Raw genomic sequence first — 21,924 nt, 5'->3', positions numbered from 1 at the left:
CCGCACGGGCCACGGGCATTGTCATCCACGACGTGACGCGGCAGGCTTCACGCATCCAGTGATGACCCAGGCAGGACACGATGAAAGGTTTGCGCGCAATCGGCGCCTTGTTGTCGTTCGCGCTGGCCGCGCTGGTCACCCTCATCTCCGGCGCCTGGGGCGCACTTGCCTTGTGGTACCAGCTACCCGGCAGCCACGCCGCGCGAGCACTCGGTGCATCGCTGTGGGTTGCCGCCGTGCTGGCGTTGATCGCCGTGGTCATCCTGCGCCGCACCTGGTGGCCACTCGGTGGCTATGTGCTGATGTATGCGCTGCTGCTGGGCTGGTGGTCCACCATCGTGCCGACGAACCATCGGGTCTGGGCCGACGATGTCTCGCGCCTGCTCACCGGCACGGTGCATGGCAGCGTGGTGACCTTGCACAACGTGCGCGACTTCACCTGGCGCAGCGCCGATGACTACGACGAGCATTGGGTAACGCAAAGCTACGACCTCGACCAGCTGGTTTCGGCTGATGCGGTGCTTTCGCACTGGGGCAGCCAGGCGATTGCCCACGCGATGATCTCGTTCGGCTTCGATGACGGCCGGCATCTGGTGTTTTCGGTGGAGATCCGCAAGCGACGCGGCCAGAAATTCTCCTCCATCGGCGGTTTCTTCAAGAACTTCGAGTCGATCCTGATCGCTTCGCCCGAAAGCGACATCGTGCGCGTACGTACCAACGTGCGCGGCGAGGACGACTACCTCTACCCGCTGAGCATGAGCCGCGACGCGATGCGCGCACTGTTCCTCTCGTACACGGCCACCGCAAACCGGCTGGTGGACCACCCCGAGTTCTACAACACCATCACCTCGAACTGCACCACCATGGTCTATCGCATGGCACGCCAGCTCGACCCCGGCCTGCCGTGGGATGCACGCCTGCTGGTCACCGGCTATCTGCCCGGCTACCTGTACAAGATCGGCGCGCTGGACCACCGGCTGACCCTGGACGAATGGAACCGGCGTGCGCGCATCACCGAACGCGCACGCGCCAGCAAGGCCGTCGGGAATTTTTCCGCGGCGATTCGCACACCATTGCGTTGATGCCTGCTGGCTGAACCGCACCTGTTCAAGGTGTCGCAACACACGTTCAATCACGCTTTTTGTGATGCGTGCACACGACATCGCAACACGCTTTTCTCGACGCGAGCAAAAAGCTGAATGGAAGCGCAGCAGCGGCCACGCGAAATGCGCACGCTCATGTCCACATGGGGTAGGTTCAAAAGGGTGGTGCATCCACCCCACATCCTCGAACGACCTGCAAGCCGTCATCGCGAAGCAGGCACGCACCCAGGAGAGACACGCATGACCATCCGTACCCTTCGAACCACCGTGCTGGCGACAAGCCTCATGGCGCTGGGCCTTGCGGGCTGCTCGCAATACGTGAAGAAGACCGACTTCAACACCGCCATCCAGCAGTTGCAGCAGAAGCAGCAGGACCAACAGCAGCAGATCGACTCGATCAAGCAGCAGATGCAGTCGCAATTCTCCAAGTACGACGCGCAGATCACCGCGATGCAGGGCCGCGTCAGCGTCGACACCGTGGCGCACTTCGCCTTCAACAGCGCCACGTTGAACGACCAGGACAAGCCGGCGCTGCAGAACTTCGCCGAGACCATGAGCAAGTACCACCCGAACGCGATGATCACCGTGGAAGGCTTCACCGATCCGGCCGGTTCGCGCGGTTACAACAAACACCTGGGCATGGAACGCGCCAAGGCCGTGCGCGACTTCCTGGTCAGCAGCGGTCTCAACGCCGACATGGTGCGCGCCGTGAGCTATGGCGAGGACGCCAACCGTCAGGTGGCCAAGGGCGCCAGCCACGACCGCGGCGCCGACAACCGCCGCGTCTCGCTGACGGTGGACTCCACCGGCACCGGCGCCATGGCCTCCGCTGCGCCCTGACGCGACATTGCGAACCACGGCAAAACCAGACGCCCGGGCTTGCCCGGGCGTTTTTGTTTACATGGATAGACGCAGGCACCAGCGACCGTAAGGCTTTCCCCGCAACACGCCGGTGGTGTAGAACCGAAGGCACCGTTCAACCGATCACCAACCCGCATGGCCGACAGCACTTTCCTGATTCGACTGGCTCACGATGACGACGACTTCATCCTGGGACTGGTGCCGCGCTTCGTGAATTTCGCGCTGCCGGCATGGCGCAAGCGACAAGCGTGCATCGAAGGTATCCACAGCGACCTGGCGCGTCATCTCGACGAATCGCCTGCCAACAGTTACCTGTTTGTGGCCGAGGATGCCGACGGCGAACGCGCCGGTTTCATCCATATGCAAAAGACGCGGGATTTCTTCACCGGTCGTGGCAACTGCCACGTTTCCGACCTGGCGGTGGCGCCGCAGCATGAAAGGCGCGGCGTGGCGCGCGCCCTGCTGGCGCATGCCGAGGATTGGGCGCGCGGGCATGACTGCCAGCTGATGACACTGGCCGTATTCCCCGGCAACGAGCGCGCCCGCGCGCTGTACGAAAGCGCCGGCTACGGCATCGACCTGCTGCGCATGGCCAAGCCGGTGCGCTGAGCTGCAGATGCGAAGAAGCCGCCCACAGGCGGCTTCTTCGACAACGACACAGAGCGGCAGCGATCAGTTGGTGACCGTGTTCGCCGTTTCAGCGTTTTCACGCAAGCTGAGCTCACGCGCCACGCGGTCGATGTTGCCCAGCGACAACAGATGCGCGTAGATCCAGCCAAGCACACCGTTCTTCAGGAACTCGTGCGTGGTCTTCTCGTCGAGCTTGCCGAGCTTCTCCTCGCTGACCACGAACAGGCCGTTGAGGTTGATGGCGTTGCCGCCATCCTTCTGCAGCGTGATGTTGCGCGGCTCCAGCAGGTCATGCGCACGCAGCTGCTCCATGAACCACTTGGTGCGGGACACGTGCTGCTGGAATTCGCCGAGGAAATTCACGGCATTGGTCAGCAGCTCGCTGTCGGTGCCGTCTTCCTTGAACAGGCGCTCGCCTTCGGCGCCAAAGCCTTCATAGGCCTCGTCGAGGAACACGGTGAAGTCGTCGCCTTCCACTTCCGGCGGCTTCTCGGCCAACACGAACGGATAGCGGCGGATGAACGCCGGGATATAGGTGTTTGGCAGCCACTGGCCATTCGCGTCGACGAACAGATTTTCGTTCTGACGCAGGCCGAGCAGGGCCATCGGGCCGGCGCTGGCGATATCGTTGCCGGCAAACAGGATCGGCATGTCGCGGGCAGCGGACGGGAACTCCACGCAGGTCAGCGGCACCGAATGCACGTTGAGCGCGAACTTCAGGCTCGGCACCGGCTTCAGGTGCAGGTCCTTGTGCTGGGTACGGTTGAGCGGCACCGGGCGCTCGTAGAAAAGAACTTCAGCCACGTTATTACCTCTGCCCCGCCGTGCCGGGGTCGCCACCAGCGGCTCCCCCTCCCAAACCCGGCGTCGGGTCTACAGATGAATAGGCACTATATCAGCGCGCGGGCGCCTCGGCGAACGGGGCTTCCTGAACAGGCATCTACCTGTCCTGCAAGGGATTTGCATGCGTTTTGCAACAGGTTTGTTCTATGCTGCGTTTACTCGGGCATTGCTGGACCGATCTTTCGCTTCAGGCTGAAGGACGAAACACATGCTGATGGAAGTGCCAATCCGGGCCGATCTCCATTCGACCCGCGTGCTGTCGCTGGACGCCGCCGGCAGGATCCTCGACTGGATCAGCTGGCAGGACGCGGTATGCCTCTACGTCCGCGACGCCGTGGCCTGGACCTTGGGCGACCCCTGCCTCACCGTCCATGGCGGCCAGAATCGCGCCCTGGGCGTACAGAGCACGCTGCAGCTGCATCCGATCATCGCCAGCACCGGCCATTGCCGCGAGTACGCGATCGACCCTGCTCCGGCGCTCACCAACACCGCATTGTTCGCCCGCGACCGCCACCTGTGCCTGTATTGCGGCGCGCATTTCAACCGGGGCGGACTCACCCGCGATCATGTGCTGCCGGTGTCCAAGGGCGGCCGTGACGAATGGGAGAACGTGGTCAGCGCCTGCCTCGCCTGCAATCTGCGCAAGAGCAACCGCACCCCGCAGCAGGCCCAGATGCCCTTGCTGGCGGTGCCCTATCGGCCGAGCTGGGTGGAACACCTGATCCTGTCCAACCGCAACATCCTGGCCGACCAGATGGAGTTCCTGGTCAGCCATCTGCCGCGGGACCGGCGCGCCGCCCACGCCGCCTGAAAGCCCGCAGGACAGCGGCCAGCGCCCCGCTGCCCCGCACTTTCCATGCCGCTGCCCTTGCCCCGCCCCGCCGCTGGGCCAACAATACGCAGATGATCGATCCTGTCCGTTACCCGCATCTGGCGTCCATTGAGGCGCCTACCGACCTGCGCCGCATTCCCGACGACCAGCTGACCGCGGTCGCCGACGAGCTGCGCGCCTACCTGATCGAATCGGTGGCCAGCTCCGGCGGGCACTTCGGCGCCGGACTCGGCGTGGTCGAACTGACCGTGGCCCTGCACCATGTGTTCAACACGCCGGACGACCGCCTGGTGTGGGACGTCGGGCACCAGTGTTATCCGCACAAGATCCTTACCGGCCGCCGCGATCGCATCACCACGATCAAGAAAAAGGACGGCCTGGCACCGTTCCCGCGCCGCGAGGAAAGCGAATACGACACCTTCGGCGTCGGTCATTCGTCCACCTCGATCTCGGCCGCCCTGGGCATGGCCATTGCCGCACAGCGCAAGGGTGACAAGCGCAAGGTGGTGGCGGTGATCGGCGACGGCGCCATCACCGCCGGCATGGCGTTCGAGGCGCTCAACCACGGTGGCGACGTGGAACCGGACATGCTGGTGGTATTCAACGACAACGGCATGTCGATCAGCGAGAACGTGGGCGCGATGACCAAGATGATGGCGCGCGCCATGGCCAGCCGCCGACTCAATGCCGTGCGCGAGCGGGCCAAGCGGGCGATCCCGAAACAGTCCTTCGCCGGCCGCTTCTTCAAGCGCTGGGAAGAGCACGCCAAGGGCATGTTCGTGCCCTCGACGCTGTTCGAGGAACTGGGCTTCCATTACACCGGCCCGATCGACGGCCACAACATCCCGCAATTGCTGACTGCGCTGCGCACGGTGAAAAGCCTGCCCGGCCCGCAACTGCTGCATGTGGTCACCACCAAGGGCAAGGGCTACGCGCCCGCCGAGCAGGCGCAGATCGAATACCACGCGGTCGGCCCGTTCGATCCCGATGCCGGCGTGGTGAAAAAGCCCAAGCCGGCCAAGCCCACCTACACCGACATCTTCGGCGACTGGCTATGCGACATGGCGGCCGCCGACGAGCGCCTGCTCGGCATCACCCCGGCGATGCGCGAAGGCTCCGGCCTGGTGCGCTTCTCCAAGGAATACCCGGAGCGTTATTTCGACGTCGCCATCGCCGAGCAGCATGCGGTGACGCTGGCCGCCGGCATGGCCTGCGAAGGCGCCAAGCCGGTGGTGGCGATCTACTCCACCTTCCTGCAACGCGCCTACGACCAGGCCATCCACGACGTGGCGCTGCAGAATCTCGACGTCACCTTCGCCATCGACCGCGCCGGCGTGGTCGGGCCGGACGGCGCCACGCATTCGGGCAGCTTCGACCTGACCTTCCTGCGCTGCCTGCCGAACATGGTGATCATGGCGCCGGCCGACGAGAACGAATGCCGCATGATGCTCAGCACCGGCTTCCGGCATGCCGGCCCGGCCGCGATCCGCTATCCGCGTGGCACCGGCCCCGGCACCGCGATCCACCATGAGCTGGAAACCCTGCCGATCGGCAAGGCCGACCTGCGTCGTCGCGGCCACGGCCTGGCCATCCTCAGCTTTGGCGCGATGCTGGCGCCGGCGGCGGTCATTGCCGCCGAACTGGATGCCACCCTGGTCAACATGCGCTTCGTGAAGCCGCTGGACGAAGCGATGGTGCTGGAGCTGGCCCACACGCACGATGCCTTCATCACGCTGGAAGACAATGCCGTCGCCGGCGGCGCGGGCTCGGCCGTGGCCGAATGCCTGGCCGCGCACGGCGTCACCCTGCCGATCCTGCACCTGGGCCTGCCCGACACCTATCTGGAACACGGCAGCCGCGAGGAAGTGCTGTCGATGGCCGGCCTCGATTTGCCCGGCATCCGCCACGCGATCCTTGCGCGCTTCCCGCAACGCGCGGCTGCCCTCGCTGCCAACGCCGGCTGAGGCCCTCCGGGCCTCGTCGCACGGCATTCCCGGAGCCTGTTCGAAGCCTTGCTTCCGCAGGCAGGCCCGCTTTTTGTAGGAGCCCGCTCGCGGGCGATGCTCCTGTTCTGGCGCTTCTGCGAGCGGAAAGCCTGAAAACATCGCCCGCCAGCGGGCTCCTACAAACCACTCTTGCTCGGGGACGTGCGCCCTCGCCAGGCGCTCAGAACGGCACCTCGACCGACACCCCCAGCGTGCGTGGCGTAGTCAGATGCACCAGCATCGGCCCGCCCACGCTGGCCAGGAAATTGATCGACTGGTCGTTGAGCGCGCCCACCGGCACGCGGCGATCGAGCGCGTTGCGCAGATAGACGTCCACATCGATGCCATGGCGCAACACCACGCCGGCATCGAGGTCCAGCATGCCGTAACCCGGCAGCTTGAAATCCGGATCGCTCGCATCGCCGGGAAAGCCGGCGTGGCGTCGACTCGATACACGCACGGTCGCACCGACGTAGCTCTCATGGCCATGAAACCGACCCGTGTATTTCGCGGCCAGCGTGGTCGCGATACGCGCCGAGTACGGCAGGCGTGCATGGGCGGCAATGCCCTGTTGCGAATTGCCCTCGAGCGTGCGGGCATCGGTCCATGCGCCGGAACCGCTCAACAGCCACGGCCCGTCGCGCCAGGTCGCCTGCAGCTCCAGACCATCGATACGCGCATCGCCGGTGTTCTCGATGATGGCATTGCCAACGGTGTAGGTGATCAGCTGCATGCGGTGCCATTCGATGTCGTAGACATCCGCGCCGATATTCAGTCGCCCGCCAGATGGCTGCCCTTGTAACCCAGCTCGTAACTCTGCAGCGTGTCCGAGCCGAAGCTGTTCTTCGCACCGGGATTGGCGCCGAAGATGGTGCTCGTCACCGGCGCCTGCAGCCCACCGGGCCGATAGCCGGTGGAGGCGCGCAGGTAATAGCTGTGCGTCTTGTCCGGGCGATAGCTGAAGGTCAGCATCTTGGTGATGTCGTCACTGATCATGTGCTCGCGAAAACCGCCCGCGCTGCCCGCCACCGCGCCACTTTCGACATTCGACAATTGCTGGGCGTTGCCGCTGGCGCGCAGGCCGGCGGATACATCCATCGTCGGCGTGACGTGCCAGGTGACATTGCCGTAGCCGGCGTATTCCTCGAAGCGGGCGTTGACCCGCTGGGTCAGCAACACGCTGTTCCCCGGTGGCGGCAGATTGGCGCCTTCCAGCGCGTATTGCTCCCACGCCTCTTCGCGGTTGAACCACATCCCGGCCAGCCAGTCGATGTGTTCGCCCTTGCGCGAGGTCAGCCGCATTTCCTGCGAAGTCTTGTGCACGTCGTAGCGCGAGTCGACATAAAGCGAACTGAGTTGGCGGTCCACACCGAAAGCCGGGCCGAGCACGTTGAGCAGCGCCAGGAAACCGTCCGGATAATCCTGCACGCTGCGATTGACGAAGTTCTGGTACGAGCTGATCCAGTCCAGGTGGGCCCAGCCGAATTCGTAACCGGCGCGGAACGCATACAGCTGCAAGGTCTGCGAAAACGGTTCGCGATGGTTGAGTCGCCGATGGTACGGGCCGCCCGAAACCGGCCGGCCGGTGGCCAGCGAATAGTCGGCCATCGACAGGCCATCGGCGGCGATTTTCTGCGCCATCGCACTGAGATTGAAGCTGAGCCGGCTGCTGGCATCCACCTGCAATTGCACGCGCGCGCCACGGGTATGCGTGCGATCGGCGCCGCTGGCCGGCGTTTCACCCACTGCCCGGTAGACGCCGGCACTGTGCCGGTCGAACACCGAGGCCCGCAGCGCGGCCACACCCTCCACCAGCGGCAAGTTCAGCGTGGCGTGCTCGGTGTAGCCCATGCCGGCACCCTGGGTGTGCGAGATGTCGACACCGGCGTTGCCGCCGAAGCGATCCGTGTCGGGCTGGTGGGTCACGTACTTGATCAACCCGCCCATGGAACCGGCACCGTACAAGGTGCCTTGCGGGCCGAACAGGAACTCGATGTGGTCCAGGTCCAGCAGCGCCGGATCGAACACGAAGGTCGCGGCCGAGGCATACACCGTACTCCCGCCCACCGGCACGTCATCGATGTAGACCGACACGGTGGGGCTGGTCTGGTTGCCGGTGGACACGCCGCGCATCACCAGCTGGCCCTGTCCCGCGCCGCCCTGGCTGGCGAAGAACACGCCCGGCTGGTACGACACGTAATCGCCGAGCGACTGCGCGCCCAGCCTGCGCAAACGGCTGGCAGGCACTTCGTCCACATGCATCGGCACTTCACGCGATGGCTCGCGGCGGCGATCGGCGGTGACCATCACCTCGCCCAGCGTCACCGCATGCTTTGTCGCGGCCTTGTCTTGCGCCGGGTGCACCGACGTGCCGGATGCAGCCGTGGTTGATGCCTTCCCGATGACCTGCTGGCTGACTGGCGCAGCCGCCCATGCAGGCGCCGCTCCGGCCAGGGCCAGCAGCAGGGCCGTGCAGATCGCCCGTGTCAGCGGTCGTCGGTCGGTGGCGCCGGGGCGGTCATGATGGTCGTGCCCGGCCCCGATGGAACCTCGTGCAGAGGACGTGCCCATGCCCACACCCGGTCAGTCGAATGGACCGCCCGAGTGTAACCCCGCGCGCCGTCACGCTGATGTGCACGGCGCTTGCAACCCGGGCCGGCAACCGCCACTGACGCGGTCGCGCGATTCAATGTCCCGAGCGGTGAATACCTCTCCGTAACCGGCATCGCACAGCAAGGCGCGCACGGCCTCGCCCTGGTTCCAGCCGTGCTCGAACAACAGCCAGCCATCGGGGAGCAGCACCTCGCGTGCGTCATGCACGATGCGGCGGATATCGTCGAGGCCATCGCTGCCGGACGCCAGCGCGGACGCGGGCTCGAAACGCAAATCGCCCTGTCCCAGATGCGCATCGCCCGCCTCGATATACGGCGGATTGGAAACGACCAACGCGAAGCGCTCGCCCTGCAGCGGAGCCAACCAGTCGCCTTGCGCGAATTGCACGTTGCGGATGCCCAGTCGCTGCGCGTTGCGGCGCGCGACCGCCAGCGCCGCAGCACTGGCATCGGTGGCGACAACCCGGGCCTGCGGCCGCTCGCTGGCCAGCGCCAGCGCGATGGCGCCACTGCCGGTGCCCAGGTCGGCCACGCGCACCACCGCATCGGACGGCAACCGTTCCAGTGCCAGTTCCACCAGCCGCTCGGTTTCCGGACGCGGAATCAGCGTCGCCGGGCTGACCTCCAGTTCCAGTGTCCAGAACCCGCGACGGCCGGTGAGATAGGCCACCGGCTCGCCCGCGGCGCGACGTTCGACCAGCGCTGCGTAAGCCGCGGCGACCGTTGCATCCACCGCATCCTCCGCATGCGCGAACAGCCAGCTGCGCGGCTTGCCGAGGGCATGCAGCAGCAGCACCTCGGCGTCGACGCGCTCGCCCAGCGTGCGCGTGGCGGTCGCAAGCAGCTCGCGTACATCAGTCATGGCTCGGCAGATCCGTCGGCGCAGGAACCGGCATCGGAGAATTCCCGAAAGAACGTTGATGAAGCGAGTTTAGAGGGAAGCCTCACGCGCGGCATGCACTGCGTCGATGCATCCTTTCCCTGCCGGCTTGCGTATCCATCAACACGTCGCACGGTTTCCGGATTCCCCATGTCCAAACATCCATTCCCCCAGCCATCGCCCGCGTCATCCCGGCGCCGCAAACGGCGCAACCTGTTGCTGGCCGCACTGGCCAGCGTATTGCTCGGCGGCTGCCAGGCCACGCTTTTCGGCGGATTGAACCTCGTGCAAGGCCACCCGCCCGGCGTAGTCCGGCACAGCATGGTCTTCAACCGGCCGAAGCGGCTCGCACTGGATGTCTACGCACCCGCCGATGCCCACCACGCACCCGTGGTGGTGTTTTTCTACGGCGGCAGCTGGATGTCCGGCCAACGCCGGTGGTATCGCTGGCTTGGTCGCGTACTGGCGCAACAGGGCTTGGTGGTGGTGATTCCCGACTATCGCAAATGGCCGCAGGTGCGCATGGCCGGTTTCATGCAGGATGCCGCCGAGGCCGTGGCATGGACGCACGCCCACGCCGCCGACTACGGCGGCGATGCGCAGCAACTGTTTCTGATGGGGCATTCAGCCGGCGCACATATCGGTGCATTGCTTGCCACGGACGAACGCTGGCTGGCCGGTGTCGACATGCATCCGGGGCAACTGGACGGCTTTATCGGCCTGGCCGGCCCGTACGATTTCCTGCCGCTGACCGACCCGAAGTTCATCGACATGTTCGGCCATACGCCGCAGGCACAACGGCAATCGCAGCCGGTGAACTTCGTCGACGGCAACGAGCCGCCGATGCTGTTGCTGCAAGGACTGGCCGACCGCGTGGTGAAACCGCAAAACGCGCGCTCACTCGCCAGCGCGATGCAGCGACTGGGCGAACCGGTCGAACTGAAGCTGTATCCCGGCATCGGCCACGCGGCCATTCTGCTGGCGCTGTCCTCGCCGTTTCGCCGGAAGGCACCGGTGCTGCAGGATTGCGTGGCTTTCATTCGCGCACATGCCACCGGCCAGGTCGATCAGGTGACAGTGGCGACGCGAAGCGGGCCGTTGCATCTCCACGTCACTCGCTGACCAGGGACGCCGCACCGCAGACGCATGGCCTAGGAGCGTGGGCGGCAGAAATCTTCCGGGCTGCAAAAGCGCCTGCGTGGTCCATATCTCCGTCGCTTCTTGGCCCATAGAACCACTATGGGCCGGCGAATCGTCGAAAATCTGTCCTCACGCAGCCACTTTTTCGCCTCGAAAGTTTCTACCGCCCACGCTCCTGGGCCGGTTGGCGCGATCCCGTTGCACCGCGATCCTTCATGACTCCACACGAAAAACGCCGGGCGGTTCGCGCCGCCCGGCGTTCGTTTTCAGCTCAACCGGAAACGATCAGTGCATGATCGTGTTCGGGTCCTGCTTGGCCTTCAGTGCCGCGCAGAGCAGGCTCGACTCGCTGGTCTGGGCCAGGCCGCGCGCCGCACCGGCGGCATCGTTCACGCGGGTCTTGAAGAACGCCTGCAGGCGATCAACCTCTTCCTTCGAGCAGCTGCCGCCGGCGGCCAGCATCGGCAGGCGACCGCCGGCGAAGCTGCCGGTACGCGCCAGGATCTGCGGGTAGTGGCCGGTGAACCAGCTCCACAGCGCGTCACGCTGGGCCCGGGTGTCGCGACCACCGCGCAGGATCGATGCCATCTCGCCCACCTTCACCGACTTGTCCAGCGCGAAGTCACGTGCCTCGTTCGCCAATTCCGGTGTCTGCGCGGCACTGAGTCCGGCGAGGATGCCGTTGCGCAAGGCCGGGTCGGTGGTCTTGGGCAGTTCGGCGATCAAGGCATCGACGGCGCTCTTGCCATTCGTCTGCACCGCCACGCCCAGCGCATCGCCGAGCAGGTCCGGATCGGCCGCGGCCAGGTTCAGGCGACCATCGGCTTTCTTCTGCAGCGCCGCGTCACCCTGCTTGAGCAAGGCCGCACGCACCTGCGGCACGTCGAAGTCGAACGCCAGGGCACTGGCCAGCGCGCCGCGCAGCAGCGCATCGGCATCGGACTCGCCCGCCTTGCGCACGTAGCCGAGCTGCTCCAGCCGCGGCAGGTAGGCCGATTCGATCCACGAACGGATATGCGCGCGCTGGGCGTCGGTGGTGGCCTCGTGGCGATAGATCCACGCGACCTGGCCGATCGGCGCGGTGGCCACTTCGCTGGTCTTGGAATGGGTCAGCGGCTTCAGTGCCATCAGCACGTCGCCGGCATTCAGATCGCCGCGCTTGAAGCTGGCGCTGATCGCGTCGGCATAGGCCAATTGCTCGGTGTCGCTGAGCTTGTCCGCCTGCTTGCTGAGCGCAGCCAGTGCGTTCTTGTCGAGGCTGAAGCGGTAATAGCCACGACCGTCGGCATTCGGCATCACCCAGGTCGGCTTGCTGGCATCGGCCAGCACCATCGAACCGGTGGCCTTGTCGAGCATGTCGCAGGCGACCTTGCTACCGCCAACTACGCCATAACGCACGCATACCGGGATGCCCCAGATACGATGGCTGTCGCCGGTGCTGCCCAGTGGCAGGTAACGGCTCTGCTTGAGTTCCAGCACGGTCTTGCCGTTCTTCTGCTCCAGCTTGGTCTGCACGTACGGCACGCCGGACTGGTTGAGGAAGCTCTTGAACGCATGCTTGAAGGCATCGCCCTTGCCGGCGGCGGTGGCAATCGAATCGACCAGATTGTCGGCGGTGACGTTGCCGAACTTGTGCGCCTGGATATAGGCGCGCATGCCCTTCTGGAAGGTCTTCTCGCCGACGTAGCCTTCGAACATGCCGATGACCGCGGCACCCTTCTGGTAGGTAATGCCGTCGAACGCGGTCATGATGTCGCCGTTGCCGGTGATCGGCTGGCGGATCTCGCGCGCGCTGACCAGGCTGTCGTTGTTCATCGCACCCTCGGCGCCGCGCACGCGATCCAGATCGGCGCGGTATTCCGGATGCACTTCCATCGTCACCTTCTGCTGCATCCAGGTGGCGAACGCCTCGTTGAGCCAGATGTCGTTCCACCACGGCATGGTGACGGTGTCGCCGGTCCACTGGTGGGCCAGCTCATGCGCGGTGACGTTGAACGAGCCGCGCACGTTGCGCGCGGGGGAATCCGGATCGAGCAGCAGCAGCCAGTCGCGGAAGGTGACCAGGCCGGCGTTCTCCATCGCACCGGCGGAGAAATCCGGCGCGGCGAGCAGGTCGAGCTTGTCCCACGGATAGCCGAAGCCGTAGTAGTTCTCCAGCGCGTGGATGATGCTCGGCGTCTCGTCGAGCACGTGCTTCATGCGATGGCCTTCGCCCTTGGCGGCGATACCGCGCAATTGCAGCGGCTCGCTGCGGTAGGCGTCGGGCGAGATGTCCGGGCCCTTCACCACATCCCACGGACCCACCGCGAAGGCCACCAGGTAGGTCGGCAGCGGCTTGGTTTCGGAGAAGGTCAGCGTCTTCCAGCCCTTGCCGGCGGCGACCTGCTTCACCTGCTTGGTGTTGGCCACGCCGACCAGGTTGTCGGGAATGGTCAGGCTGATGTCGAACGGCGTCTTGAACGAGGGCTCGTCAAAACTGGGGAAGGCGAAGCGCGCGCTGATCGGCTCCATCTGCGTCATCGCGTACGCGTTGCCGGCGTAGTTGACCTTGTACAGGCCTTGCAACTGCTGGTTGAGCGGCGCGGTGTAGTCGAACGTCAGGGTGAGCTGCTGCGGCTTCAGCGTGGTGCCGAAATCGACCCGCGCCACGCCCGCCTTCGGCAGCGACGCGATGTACTTGCCGGTGTGCAGCTTGCCGGCGGCATCGGTGATCGTCACCTTGCTCACCTTCAGGTCGGCGCCATCCAGCCAAAGGTGGTCGGAGGCCTTCTTCAGGTTCAGCTTGATGGTGGTGACGCCGGAGAAATTCGCCTGCGACGGATCGACCTTGAACGCGATGTTGTACGACTCGGGCATCGCCCAGCGCGGCAGTCGCCCATTCGGTGCCTGGTCGGCAGAGGCAGCAAGCGCCGAACCGCAACAGGCAGCCAACGCGGTGAGCAGGAGGGGACGGACAAGGTGACGCATGGCGAACTTCCGGCAACGATGGAGGACCTTGCACGCTAGATCGGGCATGACTTTGGACACAGTGCCAAAAGGCATGCCCGCCCCGGCGCCGACAGCAGACGACCCACCATGCAAGCGATGGCTACCCCATCCGGTGCCAAGCCACTTGCAAGGGCCGGAACCCGCTTGCGACCTTTTCCCTTGCCTGTGGAAGATGGGAGCCGGTGCGCGTACCGGGGATCGCCCATGCATTGTCATGATTGATTATTTCCGGCAAAAGCCATAGATAGGAACTATTCCATTCACTGGCCGGAGCCGACGATGAACCTGCGCGATCTGCATTACCTCGTAGCCCTGGCCGAACATCGCCATTTCGGCCATGCGGCCGAGGCCTGCTTCGTCAGCCAGCCCACCTTGTCCACGCAGATCCGCAAGCTGGAAGACGAGCTGGGCGTGTCGCTGGTGGAACGCACGCCGCGCAAGGTGCTGCTGACCGACGTCGGCCGCGAGATTGCCGCCCGCGCACGCGATGTGCTGAACGAAGTGGAGCAGATCAAGGGCATCGCCCGGCGTACGCTCGACCCGGAATCGGGCACCGTGCGACTGGGCATCTTTCCCACCCTGGCGCCCTACCTGCTGCCGCACGTGGTGCCGCTGGTGCGCAAGCGCTTCCCGCGACTGGAACTGCTGCTGGTGGAGGAAAAGACCGAGGAAGTGCTGCACCGCCTGCACGAGGGTCGGCTCGACGCCGGCATCGTCGCGCTGCCCGTGCACGAGGACAGCCTGCACGCGGAATTCCTGTTCGAGGAACCGTTCCTGCTGGCCGTGCCGCAATCGCACGCGCTGGCGGAACTACCGTCGCTAAAATTGTCCGACCTAAGCACGCAAAGCCTGTTGCTGCTGGAGGACGGCCACTGCCTGCGCGACCAGGCGCTGGAGGTCTGCCACCTGGCCGGCGCCGGTGAACGTACCGGTTTTCGCGCCACCAGCCTGGAGACGTTACGGCAGATGGTGGCCGCCGACGTGGGCATCACCCTGCTGCCCACGCTGGCGGTCAAGCCGCCGGTGGCGCAGGCGCCGAACGTGCACCTGATCGAGTTCCGCGGGCATCCGCCGAGTCGGCGCATCGCCATGCTGTGGCGCAAGAGTTCGGCCATGGCGGGCTTTCTCAAGCAGCTCGCCGACGTGTTCAAGGAACTGCCGAAAAACCTGCTCGACGCACACAGTGCCGCGTCAACGCCGGTATCGGCCAAACCGGCCAAACGGTCCGCCAGCAAAGCTTCCGGCCATAGTCGCAGTCAATCGTCATGATCGAGACAATCAATTTCATTATGCCTTCGCGCATGGCTACGCTCGGTTAGTCGGGGCTTCGCGCCCTCTCAAGCATTGCCCTCCCAGCCCAACGCCACGAGGTGATGTCATGAGCAACCTGAAAGGCTCGAAGACCGAGCAGAATCTGAAAGACGCGTTCGCCGGCGAATCGATGGCCAACCGTCGCTACCTCTACTTCGCCGCCAAGGCCGACGTGGAAGGCTACAACGACGTTTCCGCCGTGTTCCGCTCCACCGCCGAAGGTGAGACCGGCCATGCCCACGGCCACCTGGAATATCTGGAAACCGTCGGCGACCCCGCCACCGGCCTGCCGTTCGGCGAAACCCACCTGAACCTGAAAAGCGCCGTGGCTGGCGAAACGCACGAGTACACCGACATGTACCCGGGCATGGCCAAGGCCGCACGCGAGGAAGGTTTCGACGAGATCGCCGACTGGTTCGAAACCCTCGCCAAGGCCGAGCGCTCGCACGCCAACCGTTTCACCAAGGCATTGGGCGAAATGGGCTGACTTCCCCGGATCACCGGGTAGGAGCGCACCCTGTGCGCGATGGTCTTGCTTCGATCCGTTCCCGGAGCATCGCGCACAGGGTGCGCTCCTGCCGCAGGGGAAATCGTTCGGGCACGGGGTTCCCGCCGATGTGGGGATGCCGTTGCCCGTGGTTCGCCACGGAGAGACGATGATGGCCGACCCCATCGACGAAACGCGCGAAGGCAATCTCGAAGCGCCCACACGGCACCCGCTGGGCCAGGACGACCCCGCCTTCTGGGATGCTTCCGCGCTGGAAGCGGAAATGGAGCGCGTGTTCAACATCTGCCACGGCTGCCGACGCTGCGTCAGTCTGTGCCATGCGTTTCCTACCCTGTTCGACCTGATCGACGAGTCGAAGACGATGGAGATCGACGGGGTCGACAAGGCCGACTACCCCAAGGTCACCGAGCAGTGCTATCTGTGCGACCTGTGCTACCAGACCAAGTGCCCGTACACGCCGCCGCATCCGTGGAACGTGGATTTTCCGCACCTGATGCTACGGGCCAAGGCAGTCGACTTCCGTGAACACGGCGCGCCGCTGTCGGCGAAGATCCTGTCCAACACGCGTGGCGTCGGCAAGCTGGCTTCGATCCCGGTGGTGGTGCAGACCATCAACGCCGCCAACCGCAACACGACTGCGCGCAAACTGCTGGAAAAGACCATGGGCGTGGATGCCAAGGCGCGCGTTCCGGCCTATCACTCGCCCACGGCGCGCAAGCGGCTGAAGGCACTGGACGGCGCCGGCGAGGCACAACCGGCCGGCCGCACGCGCGGCAAGCTGGCGATCTTCGCCACCTGCTACTGCGACCACTCCGCGCCCGGCGTAGTCGAGGACCTGGCCGCCGTGCTCGCGCACAACGCCATCCCCAACAAATTGGTCGAACAGGAAAGCTGCTGCGGCATGCCCAAGCTGGAGCTGGGTGATCTCGACACGGTGCGGAAATACAAGGATCGCAACATTCCCGTGCTGGCGAAGATGGCCCGCGAAGGCTGGGATTTCACGACGGCCATTCCCTCCTGCGTGCTGATGTTCAAGCAGGAGCTGCCACTGATGTTTCCCGACGATGCCGACGTGGCGCTGGTGCGCGACCGCTTCTTCGACCCGTTCGAATACCTCGCCGAACGGCACAAGGCCGGTCTGCTGCAAACCGACTTCAAGACCTCGCTGGGCAAAGTCGCCTGGCAGGTACCCTGCCACCAACGCGTGCAGAAGATCGGCCCGAAGACCCGCGACATCCTGCAACTGGTGCCGAATACCGAGGTCGTCACCATCGAGCGCTGCTCCGGCCACGACGGCACTTACGGCGTGAAACACAAAACCTACGCGCTATCGCGCAAGCTGGCCAAACCGGTGGAAACCCGCGTGGCGCAAGCCGAACCCGCGCACTTCACCAGCGACTGCCCGATGGCCGGCGGCCATATTGCGCACGGCCTGGACGACAAGCCGGCGGCAGAGCATCCGCTGAGCCTGTTGCGCGTGGCCTATGGCATTTGAGGAGTGAGTGGAGAGGAGTGAGGAGTGAGAGAAAACCCTCGCCATCCGCCACGCCACGCTCCACTTCTGGCTCTATCTCACTACTCACGCCTCTCCACTCACTCCTCGCTTCCTGCCTCTCTCCACTCACTACTCGCCTTATGAACAAACTCACCCGCAGCGATCTGCTCTCCCTCGAAACCTACGCGCAACAGCGCGCCGATTTTCGTGCCCGCGTGATGGCACACAAGAAGAAACGCAGCGTGCATGTGGGCGAGCACCTCACCCTGATCTTCGAAGACCGCCTGAGCATCCAGTACCAGGTGCAGGAGATGCTGCGCATCGAACGCATCTTCGAAGCGGCGGGCATCGACGACGAACTGGAGGCCTACAATCCGCTGATCCCGGATGGCCGCAACCTCAAGGCCACCCTGATGGTGGAATACGCCGACGCGGAGGAACGCAAGCGCGAACTGGTGCGCCTGCGCGGCATCGAACACGCCATCGCATTGACCGTGCAGGGCCATGCTCCCTCCATCGCGATTGCCGACGAGGACATGGAACGCAGCAACGACGAGAAGACCTCCGCCGTGCACTTCCTGCGCTTCGAGCTGGACGACGCGATGATTACGGCATGGAATGGCGGCGCCCCCGTCACCGTGGCCTCGACGCTGCCGGCGTTACCGGCGGAAGCCGCGCTCACGCCCGAACAGCGCTGCATGCTGGCCGCCGACTTCGCCTGAGCCGCGCTTGCCCGCGACGTCAGGCGCTCAGCCGGTTCGGCGCCGGCATGCACGTCACGCCAGTGCCTTCCAGCCCGCAATAGCCGTGCGGATGCACGGACAGATACTGCTGGTGTTCGTCCTCGGCGAAATAGAACGGGCCGGCCAGCGCAATCTCGGTGGTCACGGTGTCGAAACCCGCGCGCTGCAGTTCCGACTGATAGAGCCGCGCCGAATCCTCGGCTATCGCCAGTTGCGCAACGGTGGACGTATAGATGGCCGAACGGTACTGCGTGCCCATGTCATTGCCCTGGCGCATGCCCTGGGTCGGGTCATGGCTTTCCCAGAACACGCGCAACAGCGCCGGCAGACTGGTCACTTTCGGGTCATAGACCACCCGTACCACTTCCGCATGGCCGGTCATGCCGGTGCAAACTTCGCGATACGTGGGATTGGGCGTGTAGCCGCCGGCATAACCTGCCGCCGTGGTCAGCACGCCGGGAAAATCCCAGAACCGGTGTTCCGCGCCCCAGAAACAGCCCATGCCGAACAGCACCGATTCGCTGTCCGGAAATGCTTCGGACAGCAACGATCGGCCGTGCACATGGTGGCCTTCCCTTGGCAAGATGGCTTGTTCGCGCCCCGGCAGCGCGTCATCGCGGCGTGGCATCCGCTGTTTCCAGGCTCCCACTCCCAACATGGACATCTCCTTGAGTCCTGCGCAATCGTGCGCTCGCCGTCAGTAACGCAGCAGGGCGTGCAGCGGTGTACCGCCCAGCCAGCGGTCGCGTCCGTGCAGGGCGGCCAGTTCGATAACCACGGCTGCACCGATCAGTTCGCCGCCCAGTTGCGCCACCAGTTCCCGGGCCGCCGCCAGCGTGCCGCCGGTGGCCAGTACATCGTCGATGATCAGCGTTCTTTCGCCCGCGCACAGTGCCTTGCTTCCCACTTCCAGACGGTCGCTGCCGTATTCGAGCTGGTAATCCGTCCCCAGTACCGGCGGCGGCAGCTTGCCTGCCTTGCGGATCGGCACGAAGCCGGCGCCCAGCTTCAGCGCCAGGGCGGCACCGAAAATGAAGCCACGCGACTCGATCCCGCAGACAGCTTGTACGCCATGCCCCTGCCACGGCTCGGCCAGCGCGTCGATGCAGCGGGCAAACCCCTCGGCATCGGCCAACAGGGGCGACACATCGCGGAACAGCACGCCGGGCCGCGGGAAATCGGGCACGGCGGTGACCAGTTGTTCAAAGGGCGACATGGAACCTCCAGCGGAATATCAGGCCACGCGACGACGCGGCCGCAACGTTCCCAGCAGGATACCCGCCAGTGCCAGCAGCAGGCCCAGCCAGTCGCTCGCCGAGGTGACCCGATGGAACAGCAACACATCCAGCACGAAAGCCAGCGCCGGCTGCAACAGCAGCAGCAAACCCACCAGTGACGCCGGCAGCCGCGGCATCGCACGCACCATCAGCAGCCACGCCACGACCTGGCCAAAGAAACCCAGGCCCAGCAGTGCGCTCCAGTTGCGCAAGCCGTGCAACGCAAAGCTGTCGCCTTCCCGCCAGCCCCACAGCCATAACAGCAGCGCGGCGAGCAAGCTCATCAGGCCCAGAAGCTGCGCTGCCGACAGTTGCGTATGCCCGGACAGGGCTCGACGGAAACTGAGCAGATAAGCGGTATAGGCCAACGCGCTGCCCAGGCCCAGCCACACGCCGAGTCGATGCCGGGCATCGAACATCGACCAGTGCGCGCCCACCAGCAGCCATAACCCCAGCACGGCCAGCAACATGCCCGGTACAAAACCGCGCGCCAATTTTTCCCGATAGAAAACCACGCCGACCAGCGCCAGCAGGAATACCTGCACATTGGTCAGCAGGGTTGCCACGCCCGGCCCCACCCACAGGATGCTGTGGTGCCACTGCGCCAGGTCGGCGGCAAAGCACACGGCCGGCAGCAGGGCCAGCAGCCAGTCGCGCCGGCTGACTCGCTGCCATTGCCCGCGCAAGACCACCCAGCCCAGCAGGATCACGCCGCCGAACAGCATGCGGTAAAACGCCGACACCGTCGGCGCCACCTGCGCCAGCACCACGAAGATGCTGGTGGTGGACAGCAGCATCGCGCCCAGCCCCATGCGCACCACGGCAGCGGGCACCGACAAGGCCTCGGCGCGCGATGGCGCGCTCGTGGAAGTCATCGTCATCGGCAGGTCAGCAGGGGGCGGGCTGCAGATCGTCCGGGGCGTCGCCAGCTTCGTCCAGCGCCTGGCGCGCCTCGACCAGCATCGCCTCGATCTCGCGCACGATGCCCTCGGCCGCAGGCAGGCTCGATTCGGGCACCAGCACCGTCATGTAGTCGCGCGCCGGCAACTGGCCAACCGCACCCATCAGGTATTCGCCGCCGATGAAGGCCGGGATCTCCGCCCGTTCCAGTGCATCCTTCACCAGATGGGCGTCGAACAGGTTTTCGGCTCGATAGGCAATGCGCATGACTGCACGCTACCCCGGCCACCCGGGCTCCGCAAGCAAGCCGGTCCAGAACGCACGAATCCCCGCCACGCCCTGTCCGCCAGCCTGCCGCGCGATCTCCATCTGAGCCGGCGCGACACCGCCCAGCGCGTAGACCGGCAATGCCGCCGCCTCGACCAGTTCGCCAAAGCGTGCCCAGCCCAACGGTGAAGCCTGCGGATGACTGCGCGTGGCCGCCAGCGGCGACAAGGTGGCGAAGTCGGCACCAATCCGCACCGCCTGCGCCAGTTGTGGCGCATCGTGGCAACTGGCGCCCACCGGCTGACTCCACGGCAACGGACGTTCGGCCAGCGTCGACAGTTGGGCGGTCTTCAGATGTACGCCCACGCCCGGCCCCAGCTGGCGGGCGCCCTCGATATCGGCATTGAGCAGCAGTTGCGCGTCGTGCGCACGCGCCGTCGGCAGCAACCGGGCGGCCAGTTCGCGTACCGCTGCTACCGGCCATGCCGGCAAGCGCAGTTGCAGCAAGCGGGCACCTTGCTCGATAGCTTCACTGACCCGGCAGAAAAGGGATTCGGCAGCCGTTGATGGCAGGTCGGCCGGCGTGATCGGGTAGCGCGACGGCAGGCGTAGCGTCTGCAGGATGGCGCGGTCGGCGGGCGCCAGCATTGTCGGATCCACCTGCCGCGGCTCACACCACTGCAAGGCCTGGTTGTCCAGTGAGGCCGGCGCTCCCTGCCAGCGGGTGACCTGCCAGACATCGAGGTGCAGGCCACGTTCGCCGTAAGCCCACGGCACCCGGGTCAGCGGTGTGCAACTGAGCGGGTCGATCTCGATGCCCAGCTCCTCGCGCAATTCACGCGCCAAGGCGATCAGTGGGGTTTCACCGGGCTCGAGTTTGCCGCCGGGAAATTCCCACAACCCGGCCAGATGCTTGCCGAGCGGCCGCTGTGCCAACAGCACGCGGCCATCCGTATCGCGCAGCGCGCCAGCCATCACGTGCATCGGCGGCAAGCGCGGCGTCATGCAAAGACGACTCAGGAGCCGTGGACGTATTCGACCATGTCGAAATCGTAAGCGTGCTCGGCATCCTTCTTGTGGTGCGTGCGCGAGACCTCGGTCCACTCGCTGAAATGCACGCCCGGGAAGAAGGTATCCGCGCCATCGATCGCGGCGTTCACCCAGGTCAGGTACAGCCGGCGAGCGAACGGCAGCGCTTCGCGGAACACCTGGCCGCCGCCGATCACCATCAGGCCGGTGCCGCCGCAGCGGGCCTGCGCCTCGTCGATCGAACGCACGGTGATCTGGCCGGGGAACGGCGCCTCGTGCTTGCGCGACAACACCAGGTTGGTGCGGTCGGGCAGCGCCTTGCCGATCGACACGGCCGTGTTGTAACCCATCAAGACGTACTTGCCGGTGGTGAGCTGCTTGAACCAACGCAAGTCATCCGGCAAATGCCAGGGCAGCTCGCCCTTGCGGCCTATGGCCAGATTCTCATCCAGCGCTGCGATCAACGAAATGGCCATCGGTGCTCCAGTAAAACCTGAAAGTGGGGTAGATCGAACGGCAC

21 protein-coding genes are annotated in these 21,924 nt (G+C 65.3%); 10 read left to right on the top strand and 11 right to left on the bottom strand.

Features of this window, described 5'->3' with window-relative positions; all coding sequences use genetic code 11:
- Positions 1–80 precede the first annotated feature (80 nt).
- From BMY90_RS07610 to BMY90_RS07600, 3 genes are all read left to right on the top strand, one after another.
- Complete coding sequence (locus BMY90_RS07610; protein ID WP_092702952.1) at positions 81–1,082, top strand: Lnb N-terminal periplasmic domain-containing protein; 1,002 nt, start codon at positions 81–83, stop codon at positions 1,080–1,082.
- Positions 1,083–1,343: 261 nt separating this feature from the next.
- Complete coding sequence (locus BMY90_RS07605) at positions 1,344–1,943, top strand: OmpA family protein (RefSeq protein WP_008208567.1); 600 nt, start codon at positions 1,344–1,346, stop codon at positions 1,941–1,943.
- Positions 1,944–2,099: 156 nt separating this feature from the next.
- Positions 2,100–2,573, top strand: a complete 474-nt coding sequence (locus BMY90_RS07600) for a GNAT family N-acetyltransferase (RefSeq protein WP_092702950.1) — start codon at positions 2,100–2,102, stop codon at positions 2,571–2,573.
- Positions 2,574–2,636: 63 nt separating this feature from the next.
- On the opposite strand, the gene BMY90_RS07595 is transcribed toward BMY90_RS07600, so the two are convergent.
- Positions 2,637–3,398: a SapC family protein gene (locus tag BMY90_RS07595; RefSeq protein ID WP_092702948.1), complete on the bottom strand. Its 762-nt coding sequence runs from the start codon at positions 3,396–3,398 to the stop codon at positions 2,637–2,639.
- A 247-nt stretch (positions 3,399–3,645) separates the two neighbouring features.
- Here BMY90_RS07595 and BMY90_RS07590 point away from each other — a divergent pair, with 247 nt between their 5' ends.
- Both BMY90_RS07590 and dxs read left to right on the top strand, forming a co-directional pair.
- A complete protein-coding gene (locus BMY90_RS07590; RefSeq protein WP_008208571.1) occupies positions 3,646–4,248 on the top strand; it encodes an HNH endonuclease in 603 nt (200 codons plus the stop codon).
- A gap of 92 nt (positions 4,249–4,340) precedes the next feature.
- Positions 4,341–6,233: a 1-deoxy-D-xylulose-5-phosphate synthase gene (dxs, locus tag BMY90_RS07585; protein ID WP_092702946.1), complete on the top strand. Its 1,893-nt coding sequence runs from the start codon at positions 4,341–4,343 to the stop codon at positions 6,231–6,233.
- Positions 6,234–6,435: 202 nt separating this feature from the next.
- Here dxs and BMY90_RS17485 read toward each other — a convergent pair whose 3' ends face one another.
- The 3 genes from BMY90_RS17485 to prmC are packed head-to-tail and all read right to left on the bottom strand — an operon-like array spanning position 6,436 to position 9,728.
- A complete protein-coding gene (locus BMY90_RS17485; protein ID WP_342741506.1) occupies positions 6,436–7,002 on the bottom strand; it encodes a TonB-dependent receptor domain-containing protein in 567 nt (188 codons plus the stop codon).
- A 23-nt stretch (positions 7,003–7,025) separates the two neighbouring features.
- Positions 7,026–8,825 carry a TonB-dependent receptor gene (locus BMY90_RS17405; RefSeq protein WP_092702942.1) on the bottom strand — a complete coding sequence of 600 codons (1,800 nt, stop codon included), beginning with the start codon at positions 8,823–8,825 and terminating at the stop codon, positions 7,026–7,028.
- A 51-nt stretch (positions 8,826–8,876) separates the two neighbouring features.
- Entirely contained in the window at positions 8,877–9,728 is an 852-nt protein-coding gene (gene prmC, locus BMY90_RS07570; protein WP_092702940.1) for a peptide chain release factor N(5)-glutamine methyltransferase, read from the bottom strand.
- 168 nt (positions 9,729–9,896) lie between these two features.
- Here prmC and BMY90_RS07565 point away from each other — a divergent pair, with 168 nt between their 5' ends.
- Positions 9,897–10,868 (top strand): alpha/beta hydrolase, encoded by a 972-nt coding sequence (locus BMY90_RS07565; RefSeq protein WP_342741504.1) that lies wholly within the window; start codon positions 9,897–9,899, stop codon positions 10,866–10,868.
- A 303-nt stretch (positions 10,869–11,171) separates the two neighbouring features.
- Here BMY90_RS07565 and BMY90_RS07560 read toward each other — a convergent pair whose 3' ends face one another.
- Positions 11,172–13,853: a M1 family metallopeptidase gene (locus BMY90_RS07560; RefSeq protein WP_092702936.1), complete on the bottom strand. Its 2,682-nt coding sequence runs from the start codon at positions 13,851–13,853 to the stop codon at positions 11,172–11,174.
- Between the two features lie 300 nt (positions 13,854–14,153).
- Here BMY90_RS07560 and oxyR point away from each other — a divergent pair, with 300 nt between their 5' ends.
- From oxyR to BMY90_RS07540, 4 genes are all read left to right on the top strand, one after another.
- Positions 14,154–15,143 (top strand): DNA-binding transcriptional regulator OxyR, encoded by a 990-nt coding sequence (oxyR, locus tag BMY90_RS07555; RefSeq protein WP_092702934.1) that lies wholly within the window; start codon positions 14,154–14,156, stop codon positions 15,141–15,143.
- Between the two features lie 109 nt (positions 15,144–15,252).
- Positions 15,253–15,672: a rubrerythrin family protein gene (locus BMY90_RS07550; RefSeq protein ID WP_008212885.1), complete on the top strand. Its 420-nt coding sequence runs from the start codon at positions 15,253–15,255 to the stop codon at positions 15,670–15,672.
- A gap of 172 nt (positions 15,673–15,844) precedes the next feature.
- On the top strand, positions 15,845–17,188 hold the full coding sequence (locus BMY90_RS07545) for a (Fe-S)-binding protein (RefSeq protein WP_092703063.1): 1,344 nt from the start codon (positions 15,845–15,847) through the stop codon (positions 17,186–17,188).
- Between the two features lie 140 nt (positions 17,189–17,328).
- Positions 17,329–17,910, top strand: a complete 582-nt coding sequence (locus BMY90_RS07540) for a DUF3501 family protein (protein ID WP_092702932.1) — start codon at positions 17,329–17,331, stop codon at positions 17,908–17,910.
- A 19-nt stretch (positions 17,911–17,929) separates the two neighbouring features.
- Here BMY90_RS07540 and msrA read toward each other — a convergent pair whose 3' ends face one another.
- From msrA to BMY90_RS07510, 6 genes are read right to left on the bottom strand one after another with little or no spacing between them, the layout of a single operon-like run.
- On the bottom strand, positions 17,930–18,589 hold the full coding sequence (gene msrA / locus BMY90_RS07535) for a peptide-methionine (S)-S-oxide reductase MsrA (protein ID WP_175481521.1): 660 nt from the start codon (positions 18,587–18,589) through the stop codon (positions 17,930–17,932).
- Between the two features lie 39 nt (positions 18,590–18,628).
- On the bottom strand, positions 18,629–19,147 hold the full coding sequence (locus BMY90_RS07530) for an adenine phosphoribosyltransferase (RefSeq protein ID WP_092702927.1): 519 nt from the start codon (positions 19,145–19,147) through the stop codon (positions 18,629–18,631).
- 18 nt (positions 19,148–19,165) lie between these two features.
- Positions 19,166–20,083: a DMT family transporter gene (locus BMY90_RS07525; RefSeq protein ID WP_245734978.1), complete on the bottom strand. Its 918-nt coding sequence runs from the start codon at positions 20,081–20,083 to the stop codon at positions 19,166–19,168.
- 13 nt (positions 20,084–20,096) lie between these two features.
- Positions 20,097–20,375, bottom strand: coding sequence for a putative signal transducing protein (locus tag BMY90_RS07520; protein WP_008212898.1), 279 nt, complete (start codon positions 20,373–20,375; stop codon positions 20,097–20,099).
- Positions 20,376–20,384: 9 nt separating this feature from the next.
- Positions 20,385–21,380 carry a Nudix family hydrolase gene (locus tag BMY90_RS07515; RefSeq protein WP_092702923.1) on the bottom strand — a complete coding sequence of 332 codons (996 nt, stop codon included), beginning with the start codon at positions 21,378–21,380 and terminating at the stop codon, positions 20,385–20,387.
- 11 nt (positions 21,381–21,391) lie between these two features.
- Complete coding sequence (locus tag BMY90_RS07510; RefSeq protein ID WP_008212903.1) at positions 21,392–21,880, bottom strand: dihydrofolate reductase; 489 nt, start codon at positions 21,878–21,880, stop codon at positions 21,392–21,394.
- Positions 21,881–21,924 lie beyond the last annotated feature (44 nt).

The sequence above is a fragment of the Rhodanobacter glycinis genome (assembly GCF_900114325.1).
Taxonomy (GTDB): domain Bacteria; phylum Pseudomonadota; class Gammaproteobacteria; order Xanthomonadales; family Rhodanobacteraceae; genus Rhodanobacter_A; species Rhodanobacter_A glycinis.
This window is presented reverse-complemented; position numbering and strand designations above follow the sequence as displayed.

Excerpts from the sequence above, each read along its gene's own strand:
- BMY90_RS07565 (WP_342741504.1), top strand. The coding sequence starts at position 9,897 with ATGTCCAAACATCCATTCCCCCAGCCATCGCCCGCGTCATCCCGGCGC.
- BMY90_RS07590 (WP_008208571.1), top strand. The coding sequence starts at position 3,646 with ATGCTGATGGAAGTGCCAATCCGGGCCGATCTCCATTCGACCCGCGTG.
- BMY90_RS07545 (WP_092703063.1), top strand. The coding sequence starts at position 15,845 with ATGGCCGACCCCATCGACGAAACGCGCGAAGGCAATCTCGAAGCGCCC.
- msrA (WP_175481521.1), bottom strand. The coding sequence starts at position 18,589 with ATGTTGGGAGTGGGAGCCTGGAAACAGCGGATGCCACGCCGCGATGAC.
- dxs (WP_092702946.1), top strand. The coding sequence starts at position 4,341 with ATGATCGATCCTGTCCGTTACCCGCATCTGGCGTCCATTGAGGCGCCT.
- BMY90_RS07520 (WP_008212898.1), bottom strand. The coding sequence starts at position 20,375 with ATGCGCATTGCCTATCGAGCCGAAAACCTGTTCGACGCCCATCTGGTG.
- BMY90_RS17405 (WP_092702942.1), bottom strand. The coding sequence starts at position 8,825 with ATGGGCACGTCCTCTGCACGAGGTTCCATCGGGGCCGGGCACGACCAT.
- BMY90_RS07560 (WP_092702936.1), bottom strand. The coding sequence starts at position 13,853 with ATGCGTCACCTTGTCCGTCCCCTCCTGCTCACCGCGTTGGCTGCCTGT.
- oxyR (WP_092702934.1), top strand. The coding sequence starts at position 14,154 with ATGAACCTGCGCGATCTGCATTACCTCGTAGCCCTGGCCGAACATCGC.
- BMY90_RS07525 (WP_245734978.1), bottom strand. The coding sequence starts at position 20,083 with ATGACTTCCACGAGCGCGCCATCGCGCGCCGAGGCCTTGTCGGTGCCC.
- prmC (WP_092702940.1), bottom strand. The coding sequence starts at position 9,728 with ATGACTGATGTACGCGAGCTGCTTGCGACCGCCACGCGCACGCTGGGC.
- BMY90_RS07550 (WP_008212885.1), top strand. The coding sequence starts at position 15,253 with ATGAGCAACCTGAAAGGCTCGAAGACCGAGCAGAATCTGAAAGACGCG.
- BMY90_RS07530 (WP_092702927.1), bottom strand. The coding sequence starts at position 19,147 with ATGTCGCCCTTTGAACAACTGGTCACCGCCGTGCCCGATTTCCCGCGG.
- BMY90_RS07540 (WP_092702932.1), top strand. The coding sequence starts at position 17,329 with ATGAACAAACTCACCCGCAGCGATCTGCTCTCCCTCGAAACCTACGCG.
- BMY90_RS07600 (WP_092702950.1), top strand. The coding sequence starts at position 2,100 with ATGGCCGACAGCACTTTCCTGATTCGACTGGCTCACGATGACGACGAC.
- BMY90_RS07510 (WP_008212903.1), bottom strand. The coding sequence starts at position 21,880 with ATGGCCATTTCGTTGATCGCAGCGCTGGATGAGAATCTGGCCATAGGC.
- BMY90_RS07605 (WP_008208567.1), top strand. The coding sequence starts at position 1,344 with ATGACCATCCGTACCCTTCGAACCACCGTGCTGGCGACAAGCCTCATG.
- BMY90_RS07515 (WP_092702923.1), bottom strand. The coding sequence starts at position 21,380 with ATGACGCCGCGCTTGCCGCCGATGCACGTGATGGCTGGCGCGCTGCGC.
- BMY90_RS07610 (WP_092702952.1), top strand. The coding sequence starts at position 81 with ATGAAAGGTTTGCGCGCAATCGGCGCCTTGTTGTCGTTCGCGCTGGCC.